Raw genomic sequence first — 13,122 nt, forward strand, 5'->3', positions numbered from 1 at the left:
GAAATATGTAGTCAAATTGGTTAAAATAACAGCAAACAACCCTCGCTGAAAGCGAAGGTTGTCATTGATATCCTGTTCTATACTTTTTACATTGTTTTTAGTATTCGTGTGTTACTTGACTTATTGTAAATTGTTACACCAGTACCGAAGCACCCATCAAGTATTTGTCCACTTCACGAGCAGCCTCACGGCCTTCATTAATCGCCCATACAACCAAGCTTTGACCACGACGCATGTCACCTGCTGCAAATACTTTATCCACATTGGTGTTGTATTTGCCATAACGTGCCTTAACGTTCGTGCGACGATCTGTTGCAAGTCCCAGCTGCTCTACCAACGTTTGTTCCGGTCCATCAAAACCAATAGCAATCATGGCCATCTGTGCCGGGAATACACGCTCTGTACCTGGAATCGGCTGATAAATCTTGCGACCAGTCTCATCCACAATACGCTCGATCTGTACGGTATGCAATTCTTTGAGGTTCCCCTCATCGTCTCCGACAAATTTCGTTGTCATGATGGAGAACTCACGCGGATCTTGACCAAACAACGCTTTGGCTTCCTCTTGTGCATAATCAAGTGTGTATACGTTCGGGAATTGCGGCCAAGGGTTGTTAATACGATCACGTTCCATAGGCGCTTGTGTATGCGTACCGAATTGAGTAATAGTACGACAACCATGACGCAACGATGTAGCTACACAGTCAGATCCTGTATCACCGCCACCAATGACGATAATATCTTTATCCTTCGCGGACAGATATTGACCATCTTCCAGATTGGAGTCCAGATAACTCTTAATGCTGCCATTCAGGAAATCCATCGCGTAATGAACGCCTTTCAAGTCGCTGCCTTCAATATTGAATTCACGCGGCTTGGTTGCACCACCACACAATACAACAGCATCATAATCATCTACGAGTTGTTGTGCTGCAATATCCTTACCGATCTCGGTATTCGTGATGAATTGAACACCTTCTGCTTCAAGCAGATCAACACGACGTTGAACTACTTTTTTATCCAATTTCATCGTTGGGATACCGTACATCAACAATCCACCGACACGGTCCGAACGCTCATATACGGTTACCGAGTGTCCTGCTTTATTCAATTGAGCCGCAGTAGCTAATCCCGCTGGACCTGAACCTACCACAGCTACACGTTTACCCGTACGTTTTTCAGGAGGTTGGGGAACGACCCATCCTTCTTCGAAACCTTTTTCAATAATTGCTTCTTCAATCGTTTTGATGGTTACAGGCTGACCGATTAAGCCAACTGTACATGATCCTTCGCAAGGAGCTGGACAGACGCGACCTGTAAATTCCGGGAAATTATTCGTTTTGTGAAGGCGCTCAAGTGCTTCTCTCCACAGTCCGCGATATACAAGATTATTCCATTCCGGAATCAGGTTATGCACGGGGCAACCTGACGTGCCTCCAATCATATCTATACCTGTATGGCAATACGGGGTACCACAATCCATGCATCGTGCACCTTGTGTTCTGAGCTCTTCTTCAGCCATATGTTTATGAAACTCTTCCCAATCCTTAATCCGCTCCGCTGGCTCACGATCTGCTGGCAGTTGACGTTTGTATTCCATAAATCCAGTAGGTGTAGACATCTTACGTTTTCCCCCATCCGTTCTTGTCTTAATCCCTTCATGTGCATGGTTCTATATGAAATGGATTACTCATTACTTGAGTTTTTGTCTATTGTATCACAAAATCTTCTCGAAGATATTTCAATTATAGTAGCATTTAATGTGCTGAATATTAAATGGATTATCCGCATAATTATTTGTATTTTATACATCATATCTTTCAAGTCTACCCATGGTCAATACCCTTATTTTGGTGTTAAATGCGGATTTGAACTGCGAAATCTGTTGTGTGTTAAAGAAATAAAAGGTCGAAACGTTAAGTGAATGTCAGATAATTTGTCATGAAATCCAACATATTTTGCTATAAATCGTTCTTAATTCCGAATATCAGACCCCTTTTAGGGCTTCACAACGTTAAAACCTCAAAACTTTTACACTTTTTTACTGTTTAATGCTTGGTCGTATGTATAATATACATGAATATCAATTACTTGTGTTATATTAATGTAATATGTATTCCAGTTTAAACAAGTGACTCATTTTTTTCTAAAGAAAAGACGCTGTTCACGAATATTTCGCAATCAGCGCCTCTCATCATACAGGTTCGACCGAAGTCAGGATTTTCTTATGCCACATTTATTGTTTACGTTCATAAAATTCGAATGTATACGCATGAACATTTTTTTCATCCTGTTCGCCTTCAATCTGTTCAATCAGTTCCCATTCGGACCAATCCACTTCAGGGAAAAACGTATCTCCCTCAAAATTCTCATGAATTTTGGTTACCACAAGACGATCGGCGAGGGGCAAGAACTCACGATATACTTGGGAACCCCCAATTACGCACAGTTCCTCACCTTTGGTTATACTCAGCCCTTCTTCAATCGTATGTACGATTTCAGCTTGGTCCACTTTATAGTCCAGATCTCTTGTCACTACGATATTTCGGCGCTGAGGAAGCGGCTTACCACCAAAAGATTCCCACGTGTTACGCCCCATGATAATCGTTTTGTTTAACGTACGTTGTTTGAAAAAGGCCATATCTTTGGGTAAACGCCATGGAATCGAATTATTCAATCCGATCACACCGTTCTCCCCCATTGCCCATACCAATTCAATACTCAAGGGTAATACACTCCTTCAATCCAAGTCTCTTATCGAGATTGAACACATAAATTAGACTGCAATTGGAGCTTTAATGCCCGGATGATGCTGGTAGTTCTCAAACTCGAAATCTTCAAACTTATAATCAAAAATAGAATCCGGCTTACGCTTGATTACCAGCTTAGGTAAAGCATAAGGTTCACGCTTCAGCTGAGTTTTAACCTGATCAACATGGTTAGAGTAGATGTGAACATCCCCTCCAGACCAAATGAAATCACCCACCTCAAGATCACATTGCTGGGCAATCATATGAGTCAAGAGCGCATAACTCGCGATGTTAAACGGTAACCCGAGGAACGTATCCACGGAACGCATTGTAAGCATACATGATAATTTACCCTCTGCAACGTAAAACTGAAACGCAAAATGACAAGGTGGAAGCTTCATATTGTTGATCTCAGCCACATTCCATGCGCTGACAAGGTGACGACGTGAATCTGGATTATTTTTGATTGAATCAATCACTGCGGCGATCTGATCAATTTTTTCTCCGTTTGGTGCTTCCCATGTGCGCCACTGCGATCCATATACCGGTCCAAGATCTCCATTTTCGTCCGCCCAGTCGTCCCAGATCTTCACACCGTTTTCTTTCAGATAAGATATATTGGTATCGCCACTCAAAAACCATAACAGTTCATGAATAACCGATTTGAGATGAATTCGTTTGGTTGTTACCAGCGGAAATCCTTCAGAGAGATCATAACGGAGCTGTCTGCCAAATACAGATTGTGTTCCTGTTCCGGTACGATCTCCTTTATGCACGCCGTTGTTCAGAATATCCTGTAATAAATCGAGATAGTTTTTCATGTTGATATCCCCTCGCACTTTTATTCGTACTAAACTAAAGATTATTTACACTTACCACTCCGATGACAGAACAACCTTCCGATCGCTGTTATCCCCAGATTTTTTTGATTTCCTTTTCCAAAGTAAAAATGCGGGGATAAAGGCGAACACTCCGCTTCTTCAGGTTATTTCTGTCCTCTACGTTCTCGTGTAAAAGATTAGTTTAACTTCAATACTAAATACATAGACCGTGATTGGCTTGGAGCCACATCATGGCTGATCATTACTACAGTGTACCACAATTGAGTTGTTGGATAAAATCAATTCACTGAAACTTTTGAGCGTGTAACTTTTCATCATATCACATACACAACTATCTTGAATTTCTCAGCTTTTGCTCAGAAAAAAGAGACGAATAACGCGTTAGCGTCATTCGTCTCTTCTGATATACGTATAATGCCGGACGGATCCGAAGCTTAGATGATCTTAACGGGAGATGATGTGGATCGGGTGACCCATAACCAATTCCGCAGCTTCCATCACGATTTCGCCCAAAGTTGGGTGAGCGTGAATTGTGAGAGCCAGATCTTCCAAAGTTGCACCCATTTCAATTGCCAAACCAAGCTCAGCGATCAAGTTGGAAGCTTCCAGACCTACGATTTGGCAACCCAATACCAGGCCGCTTTCTTCGTCAGCTACGATTTTCACGAAGCCTTCAGCGTGGTTCAAAGATACAGCACGGCCGTTACCCGCATAAGGGAATTTGCCTGCTTTTACTTTGTAACCTTTTTCTTTAGCTTCTTTCTCAGTGTAACCTACGCTGGAACACTCTGGATCTGTGAACACAACAGCTGGCATACATTTGTAGTCAACTACAGATGGTTGTCCTGCGATTGCTTCAGCAGCCACTTTACCTTCATAAGAAGCTTTGTGTGCCAGAGCTAAGCCAGATACGATGTCACCGATAGCAAAGATGTGAGGAATGCTGGTACGACCTTGGTGGTCAACTTTGACAAATCCACGCTCGTCAACGTCAACACCAATCATATCGAGACCCAGTTCTCCATCTGTGTTTGGACGACGTCCAACAGTTACCAGCAGGTAATCTGCAGTAACTTCTTTGGACTCACCATTTACAGAATACTTAACAGTTACATCTTTATCCGTTTGCTCAGCACTTTCAGCTTTTGCACCCGTTACGATTTCGATGCCTGTTTTCTTCATGTTTTTAGCTACAAGGCTAGTCATGTCTTTATCGAAACCTGGCAGTACTGTATCCAAACCTTCGATGATTGTTACTTTTGCACCGAATTTGGAGTACATTTGACCAAGCTCAGCACCGATATATCCGCCACCGATAACGATCATGCTTTTTGGTACTTCAGGCAAGTTCAAAGCTTCTGTTGAAGACAGAATGCGTCCGCCAAACGGGAAAGGTTTCAGTTCGATTGGACGAGAACCTGTTGCAATAATTGCATTTTTAAATTTGTAACGTGGAGACTCGTGATCATTGAATACACGAGCTTCGTTTTCGTTGATGAACATGCACTCACCGTTGAAAACTTCAACTTTGTTGCCTTTGAGCAAACCAGCTACGCCGCCAGTCATTTTCTTAACAACGCCGTTTTTGAACTCTTGAGTTTTGCTGAAGTCCACTTTCACGTTCTCAGCAGAGATACCAAAAGCTTCACCGTGAAGTGCAGACTCATATTGGTGAGCAGCAGAGATCAGGGCTTTGGATGGAATACATCCACGGTTCAAACAAACACCGCCCAGTTCGGATTTGTCTACGATCAATACGCTTTGGCCCAGTTGAGCAGCGCGGATGGCAGCTACATAGCCGCCAGGACCCGCACCAATTACTAATGTGTCGATATTGAGAGAAGCGTCGCCTACTACCATATCTTACACCTCCATAACAAGCAGCTCAGGGTTAGCGAGCAGCTGTTTAATGTAATTCATAAAGTTTTGTGCTGTTGCGCCATCGATGATACGGTGGTCAAAGCTCAGGGAAAGAGCCATTACAGGTGCTGCAACTACTTCGCCGTTTTTGATCACTGCTTTTTCGCTGATACGTCCTGTTCCGAGAATAGCAACTTCAGGGAAGTTGATGATTGGAGTAAAGAACATACCGCCAGCAGAACCGATGTTACTGATGGAGATTGTGCTTCCTCTCATTTCATTCGCGCTCAATTTGCCGTCACGACCACGAGCAGCCAGATCACGGATAGAATCAGCGATCATCCAGATGGATTTACGATCAGCATCTTTGATAACAGGAACGATCAAGCCGTTGTCTGTATCTGTAGCGATACCGATGTTGTAGTATTTTTTGTAAACAATTTCGTTAGCTTCTTCATCAATCATAGCGTTCAGAGCCGGGAATTGGCGGGAAGCCGCAACCAGTGCTTTAACGATGAATGGCAGATAAGTAACTTTTGTTCCTTTTTTCTCTGCAATTGGTTTCATGCGAGTACGGAAAGCAACCAATTCAGTTACGTCCACTTCGTCCATGATTGTAACGTGAGGTGCTGTGTAAGCCGATTTAACCATTGCATTAGAGATCGCTTTACGGATACCTTTGAATGGTACGCGCTCTTCTTCAAGGTATTGATCAGCTGCAGCTGCTGCTGGTGCTGCGGATTTTTTCTCTTCTTGAGCCGGAGCTTCGGAAGATGCCACTGCGGAAGAACCGCCACCGTTTTTGAAGGATTCAACATCTTCTTTGGTTACTTTACCGTTGTTGCCAGTGCCGTTAACCTGAGCGATGTCTACACCTTGTTCGCGAGCAAATTTACGCACGCTTGGTGTTGCCAGAACGTCTTTGGCAGGTACTGCCGGAACGTTGTTATTGCCGCCTTCTTTAGCTGCATCCGTGCTGGAAGCTGCTGCAGAAGAACCGCTTGTGTCAGCTCCGCCTTGAGCTGCATCTTTCTCTTGCTCACCTTGATCGCCAGCAGGAGCGTCGTCTTGCTCAGGAATTTCGCCTTCTGCATCGATGATCGCTACAACTTCACCAACGTGGCAGATTTGACCGTCTTTAGCGAATACTTCTGTAACTGTTCCGTTAACCGGACAAGGTACTTCTACAACCGCTTTGTCGTTCTGTACTTCCATGATGATGTCGTCGTCAGTTACTTTGTCACCGACTTTGATGTGCATCTTGATGATTTCGCCTTCGTGTAGGCCTTCGCCCAATTCAGGGAATTTATATTCAAATTTAGCCAACTGAAAAACCTCCTTGATTATGTGCTCAATCCTGAAAACAACCCTTAACTCCAAGAAACAACTGTTACTGCTAATGCAAATAACTGTTACTCAAGGGGCTAATGGCTGTTTACAGTGCAGCTTGCGCTGCGGTGTGAATCACCATACTGCGCCTTGCGGCATGTCAGATGATTAAATTAGAAATTTACGACTTTGTTAACCGCAGCAACGATACGCGCTGGGTTAGGCAGCCATGTATCTTCGATTTGTGCAAATGGATATACAGTGTCCGGACCAGCTACACGCAGAACCGGTGCTTCCAAGTGCAGGATTGCTTTTTCATTGATTTGGGCAATGACTTCAGCTGCAACACCTGCGCTCTTTTGAGCTTCTTGTACAACAATTGCACGGTTTGTTTTCTTAATGGAAGCAACGATAGTATCGATGTCGATCGGGCTAACCGTACGAAGGTCGATAACTTCAACTTTGATTCCTTGTTTTTCGAGTTCCTCTGCTGCTTTCACAGAAGTGTGAACCATCATACCGTAAGTAATGATTGTTACATCGGAACCTTCACGAACAACGTTCGCTTTACCCAATTCAACAACGTAATCTTCTTCAGGCACTTCTGCACGGAAAGCATGGTACAAGTTCAAGTGCTCCATGAAGAATACAGGGTCGTTGTCGCGAATAGAAGCGATCATCAGACCTTTTGCATCGTAAGGGTTAGAAGGAACAACGACTTTGATACCTGGTGTTTGCGTGAGCAGACCTTCCAGGGAATCTGTATGCAATTCTGCCGCTTTTACGCCGCCACCGAATGGTGTACGGAATACGATTGGAGAATTGTATTTTCCACCGGAGCGGAAACGCATACGAGCAGCTTGCACTACCATTTGGTCAAGGGCTTCGAAGATAAAACCAACGAATTGGATCTCAGCAACCGGACGGAAGCCTTGTACACCCAGACCTACAGCCAGACCACCAATAGCGGACTCAGCCAGTGGTGTATCAAATACACGCTCTTCGCCAAACTCTTTTTGCAGACCTTCCGTTACACGGAAAACGCCGCCTACATTACCTACGTCTTCACCGAAAAGCAGAACGTTAGGATCACGTTTCAACTCCACGCGAAGCGCATCACGGATTGCTTCTTTCATGTTCATTTGTGCCATTTGCTTCATTTCCTCCTTAAACATTGACAGTTCACATTTGAATTCGTACATGTATACCAGGACATTAAAGTCGCGGATGTTTATGCTTTATCGGAAAAAACTTATTGGAAATCAGCTTTTTGCTCTTCCAAGTGCTTAGGCGTTTGTTCGAACATGCTGTCGATCAAGCCTGAAATCGTCATTTTCTCGGTTTTTTCCGCTTTTTTGATCTCTTCATTTACTTTAGCTTTTGCTTCTTCTTTCACACGTGCTGTATCTTCTTCAGTCCAAAGACCTTTTTTCTCCAGATATTTAGCAAAACGTGCGATAGGATCTTTAGCAGACCATTCTGCCTCTTCTTCTTTTGTACGATACTTGGAAGCATCATCCGAAAGGGAGTGAGGACGGAAACGGTATGTTACTGCTTCGATCAATGTTGCACCTTCTCCGTTACGTCCACGCTCAGCAGCTTCCTGAACAGCTTTGATAACAGCGAAGATGTCCATACCGTCAACTTTAACACCTTTAATACCTGCTGCTACCGCTTTGTGAGCGATGGACAGAGCTGCTGTTTGTTTAGCAAAAGGAGTTGTGATAGCATAACCATTGTTTTGTACAAAGAAGATAACAGGCAGTTTGTATACACCAGCGTAGTTCAGACCTTCATAGAAGTCACCTTCAGAAGAACCGCCATCACCTGTGTACGTGATAACAACTTGTTTTTGTTTCTTCAATTTGTAACCCATAGCGATACCCATTGCATGCAGAATTTGTGCACCAATGATGATTTGTGGCATCAATACATTAACGCCATCTGGAATTTGTCCACCATGTTGGTGTCCACGGGAGTACAAGAATGCTTGATAAAGAGGAAGTCCATGCCATACGAGTTGCGGAATGTCACGATAGCCAGGACATACAAAGTCTTCTTTTTCAATTGCAAATTCACTACCAACCATTGTAGCTTCTTGACCAGATACTGGAGCATAGAAACCAAGACGACCTTGACGGCCCAGGTTTACTGCACGGTCATCCCAAGTACGGGTAAATACCATGCGGTACATAATTTCTTTTAATTGATCATCGGAAAGTGTAGGCATCATGTCTTTGTTAACAATTTCGCCGTCAGGAGACAGCACGGACAGAGCTTCTACATCCTCTGTATACACTTCATAAGGAACCTTGCTCATTTTTTTCTTCACCTCAACAAAAAATTTGAATATCAAGTTCCGCTGTTATAATATTATTATACACCTGTTTCACTCCATACGTCAAAGAAATCCGTAATTTTTTTATGTTTCCTGCCGGATTGTATGTATAACAGGGGCTTAATATTGGTATAACAGCATAATACATGATTGCGTGTTTGACCTAACCCCGCACAAGGGTAATCTTACCGTATTGCGCGGTCGAATGCAAAAAATTAACCGAGAAAGGTGACGTTTTATGACGGATTCCCGCTATTTGAAACGCACGATTGTGAAGGAAGAGATTGAAAGTCGCTATCTCGGAGAGAAGCGAACGCTCCGTATTTACCTTCCTCCGGGTTATAACGAATTGCTTAGCTACCCTGTCGTTTATTGTCAGGATGGCGAAGAATTTTTTAATTTCGGACGAATTGCTACAACAGCTAACCAAATTATTCTGGACGAAGGAGCCGAGCCTTTCATTATTGTAGGGGTTCAGGTCGATGTGTCTGTGAGAACGCAGGAATATGCTCCATTCGGAGATCGGTTCAAGGCATATACCGCTTGCTTCGCTGAAGAGATTATTCCCTATATAGAAGAGAAATATCCTGTGCGTCGTTCTCCGCAGGAACGCATTCTTGCCGGAGACTCGCTTGGTGGCAGTGTTTCGCTTCATCTTGCTCTGTTATATCCGGATCTGTTCACACGTGTCATCAGCATGTCTGGTGCCTTCTACTCTGCTTCACAGGAAATCTATGCCGCAGCTGAAGATCTGTCTTGGCTTTCGATCTGGATGATCGTTGGTTTGCAGGAGACTGATTTCGAGGCAGACACAGGTACGTATGATTTTGTTCAATTAAACCGGGATACTCGAGAATTGCTGGAAAAACGAGGTGCTCTCGTCTCCTACCAGGAGAAAGACGGAAAACACCAATGGGGTTTTTGGCAGAAGGAATTACCAGAAGCATTGCTATATTTTCTTCAGGAAAGATAATTGGACCACATCAACATGCGGCTGAAATGCCGCTTTTGTTTTAAATTACAATGATACCGCTTACAATTGTAATCTGAAAAAGAAGCAGGATATCCTGCTTGCTTGAGTGCTCGCTCCTGCTTCTTTGTCCGATTACAAGTTACATATCAGATCATGTTTATTTACTAGGTTAAAGAATGTTCCTCTTCAATCTTTCTCAACAGAACTTCGCAGCCTGCGTTAACCAAGTCGTACACCTCTTCAAAATTGCCTGTGTAATACGGGTCAGGTACTTCCCTGAGTTTTTCTTCTGGAAGCATGTCCATAAACTTAATAATGTCCACCTCAGCTCCGCCTGGAACATTGCGCACATTATCTGCATTCGAATTATCCATACACACAATGTAATCAAATTGAGTAAAGTCTTCGCTGGCGAATTGTCTTGCTGCCATGTTGGCATAAGAAATCTGGTACGAATCCAGCAATTTTCGAGTCCCTTCATGCGGAGGTTTACCAACGTGCCAGTCCCCTGTACCCGCAGAGTCCACACGAATCTGGTGTTCAAGCCCCTTCTCCAGGACTTTGTGACGCAAAACGGCTTCAGCCATTGGTGATCTACATATATTGCCCAGACATACAAACAAAACGTGAATCATATTAATCCCCCTTGCTTAACGTACCTTGAAGTACCGACGATGTTGGCTGTGTTGCAATGCTTTCCGGCTTAGGACTGACGTTCCCAGTCTCAGATGGCACCAACGAACGGCGTGGCAGTTTCCATTTATAATGCACAGAACACATCCGGAAGAACACAACGGCCGCAAAACAAAGCAATAATCCAGCATTCGTTGTTAACCAGCCCATACCTATAACAAAACCGGCTGTCATTGCCCATACAGCATAGATTTCGTCACGCAATACAAGCGGTTTACGTCCAGCAAGCACATCACGAATAACGCCTCCACCAATACCGGTCATTACTGCTGCAACGATAACTGCGCTAATAGGATGTCCCATGTTCGCCGCGTACAGCGCCCCTTGAATTGCAAATGCTGCGAGTCCGATTGCATCGAACAACGCCTCTGTTCGCTTCCAGTGACTAATCCACTTGAGAGGCAATATAAACGCAATCGCTACAGATACTAAGGCTAACATAATAAGTGATCCCTGACTCCATAGTGTCGTTACAGGTATACCTATAAGTACATTCCGGATAATCCCGCCTCCGAATGCCGTGACAAGCCCAAGCACCAGTACACCCAAAATGTCATACTCCTCTTCCATTGCCACGAAGGCACCGGACATTGCAAATGCGATAGTACCTATAATGCTGAATACTTCAAAAATGTGTAAGTCCAACCTGTTCAAACCTCACTTTTCAAGTCATCTCCATGTCGCTCTACCCATTGTATCCGCGAGCACTGAAATTGTGCAACCACATTTTGTGGATTATACTGGTTTGGTGAATATATTTGTACAGGTTCCAACATTATATTTGAACAATGAACGAACTATTTTTCTCTGAATTAGGAAGGATGAAATAAAATGACGGTGAAACGGATTGTTATTTTTACAGGCGGAAATCTATCTCCGGAATTACTTCAGGAAATACGTGAAGATGACATGATCATCGCGGCCGATCGCGGCGCATTATTTTTAATTGAACACGGCATTAAGCCTCATGTTGCAGTTGGAGATTTCGACTCTATCTCCGAAGAGGAACGTATAATTGTTAGTAACAATAGCACTAAATTCATTACATGCGACCCTGTTCATAAGGATCTTACCGATACGGAAATGGCTTTTGAGACAGCGCTAGATCACGAACCTTCTCATATTCTTATGTTAGGTGCTACAGGTACACGTATGGATCACACACTCGCCAATGTACATATCATGGTTCGGGCGATGCAGCATCATATCTCCTGTGCCATTCAGGACAAACACAACTACATGACACTGACAACATCCAAAGCTGTGGTTGAGCACCGTGACTATAAATATGTTTCTCTGCTCCCCTTAACTCATGAAGTTACAGGAATAACTCTAGATGGTTTCATGTATCCGCTGGATCAAGCCACCATTCGCATGGGACAATCCTTGGGTGTAAGCAATCAACTCTTAGGTTCCTCTGGCACAGTCACTATCGATAGTGGCTTACTACTGATTATTCAGAGCAAAGATTAAATGTATCCCCTTGCTTGATTCTTAATTATTACGTTTTTGTAACCAATGATTTCGATAAGAAAATAGGTCCATACACAACAAAGACCCTTGAGACTCAAGGGTCTTTTCTATTTTATCTTTGTTTATCATTCGTCAATGATTAATTTTTTGACATTTTTAATTATATTTTAATAAACATACCCAAACCACTGTGGCGCAAGGGATTACACATCCTTATCCAATTTCTAGGCTGTTACAAAGCTGTTATACTCGCTCTAGCAACTTAACGAAAACGAATTTTGGAGGTACTAACTAATATGAAAACAAACATCTTTGTCCAAAAGGCCGTAACCGTCGGGTTGTGCGCTACACTAGGTTTTGGAGCTGTATTAATGACTAACGCCCCTGTTGCACAGGCAGCAACTGCATCTGTGTCTACAGGTCAACAGATTGTTAACTATGGTAAACAATTCACTGGAACTCCATATGAATTTGGTGCTTCAACATCAACAACCAAAGTTTTTGACTGCTCTTCTTTTATGAAATATATTTTCAAAAAGTATGGTGTAGACTTGCCGCGCACTTCCGTAAGCCAATCCAAAGAAGGTACAGCTGTATCCAAAGCAAATCTGCGTGTTGGTGACCTGGTGTTCTTCTCCAGCGGTAGCCGTTCTACGGGCTCCAACGTTACTCATGTAGGCGTATACGCAGGGGACGGAAAGATTCTGCATACGTATGGGTCTCCAGGCGTAACGATCTCGGATCTGAACTCCGGTACTTGGAAGAGAACGTACGTTAAAGCTCGTCGTGTACTTTAGTACCGTTTATAGCTAATGAGTAAGGGCCGGAGGCAATGATCCGGCCTTTTTTATGTTTACCCTCTTT

The 13,122-nt window shown here is 43.4% G+C and carries 12 protein-coding genes; 3 read left to right on the forward strand and 9 right to left on the reverse strand.

All coding sequences use genetic code 11. The features are described 5' to 3' along the window. Positions 1-133: 133 nt before the first annotated feature. The 7 genes from QVE09_RS04300 to pdhA all read right to left on the reverse strand — a co-directional run bounded on the left by QVE09_RS04300 (position 134) and on the right by pdhA (position 9,101). Positions 134-1,621 carry a glutamate synthase subunit beta gene (locus tag QVE09_RS04300; RefSeq protein WP_315935825.1) on the reverse strand — a complete coding sequence of 496 codons (1,488 nt, stop codon included), beginning with the start codon at positions 1,619-1,621 and terminating at the stop codon, positions 134-136. A 615-nt stretch (positions 1,622-2,236) separates the two neighbouring features. Then, positions 2,237-2,725, reverse strand: a complete 489-nt coding sequence (locus QVE09_RS04305) for a dihydrofolate reductase (protein WP_315935826.1) — start codon at positions 2,723-2,725, stop codon at positions 2,237-2,239. Positions 2,726-2,776: 51 nt separating this feature from the next. Next, a complete protein-coding gene (gene thyA, locus QVE09_RS04310) occupies positions 2,777-3,571 on the reverse strand; it encodes a thymidylate synthase (protein ID WP_047843377.1) in 795 nt (264 codons plus the stop codon). 465 nt (positions 3,572-4,036) lie between these two features. Continuing rightward, a complete protein-coding gene (lpdA, locus tag QVE09_RS04315) occupies positions 4,037-5,452 on the reverse strand; it encodes a dihydrolipoyl dehydrogenase (RefSeq protein ID WP_036613658.1) in 1,416 nt (471 codons plus the stop codon). A gap of 3 nt (positions 5,453-5,455) precedes the next feature. Next, positions 5,456-6,778, reverse strand: a complete 1,323-nt coding sequence (locus tag QVE09_RS04320) for a dihydrolipoamide acetyltransferase family protein (protein WP_315935827.1) — start codon at positions 6,776-6,778, stop codon at positions 5,456-5,458. 176 nt (positions 6,779-6,954) lie between these two features. After that, entirely contained in the window at positions 6,955-7,932 is a 978-nt protein-coding gene (locus QVE09_RS04325) for an alpha-ketoacid dehydrogenase subunit beta (protein WP_278294639.1), read from the reverse strand. A gap of 101 nt (positions 7,933-8,033) precedes the next feature. Further along, positions 8,034-9,101, reverse strand: a complete 1,068-nt coding sequence (gene pdhA / locus QVE09_RS04330) for a pyruvate dehydrogenase (acetyl-transferring) E1 component subunit alpha (protein WP_017688072.1) — start codon at positions 9,099-9,101, stop codon at positions 8,034-8,036. Between the two features lie 256 nt (positions 9,102-9,357). Here pdhA and QVE09_RS04335 point away from each other — a divergent pair, with 256 nt between their 5' ends. Continuing rightward, complete coding sequence (locus QVE09_RS04335; protein ID WP_091020737.1) at positions 9,358-10,092, forward strand: alpha/beta hydrolase; 735 nt, start codon at positions 9,358-9,360, stop codon at positions 10,090-10,092. Between the two features lie 164 nt (positions 10,093-10,256). Here the strand turns inward: QVE09_RS04335 and QVE09_RS04340 are convergent, their stop codons facing one another. After that, positions 10,257-10,727 (reverse strand): low molecular weight protein-tyrosine-phosphatase, encoded by a 471-nt coding sequence (locus tag QVE09_RS04340; protein WP_315935828.1) that lies wholly within the window; start codon positions 10,725-10,727, stop codon positions 10,257-10,259. A 1-nt stretch (position 10,728) separates the two neighbouring features. Beyond that, positions 10,729-11,430, reverse strand: a complete 702-nt coding sequence (locus QVE09_RS04345) for a trimeric intracellular cation channel family protein (protein WP_315935829.1) — start codon at positions 11,428-11,430, stop codon at positions 10,729-10,731. A 186-nt stretch (positions 11,431-11,616) separates the two neighbouring features. On the opposite strand from QVE09_RS04345, the gene QVE09_RS04350 reads away from it, so the two are divergent. Together QVE09_RS04350 and QVE09_RS04355 are read left to right on the forward strand one after the other, a co-directional pair. After that, complete coding sequence (locus QVE09_RS04350; protein WP_315935830.1) at positions 11,617-12,258, forward strand: thiamine diphosphokinase; 642 nt, start codon at positions 11,617-11,619, stop codon at positions 12,256-12,258. A gap of 296 nt (positions 12,259-12,554) precedes the next feature. Further along, positions 12,555-13,055 carry a C40 family peptidase gene (locus QVE09_RS04355; RefSeq protein ID WP_315935831.1) on the forward strand — a complete coding sequence of 167 codons (501 nt, stop codon included), beginning with the start codon at positions 12,555-12,557 and terminating at the stop codon, positions 13,053-13,055. The last annotated feature ends 67 nt before the right edge of the window (positions 13,056-13,122 follow it).

Source organism: Paenibacillus sp. ClWae2A (assembly GCF_032452295.1).
Lineage (GTDB): Bacteria > Bacillota > Bacilli > Paenibacillales > Paenibacillaceae > Paenibacillus.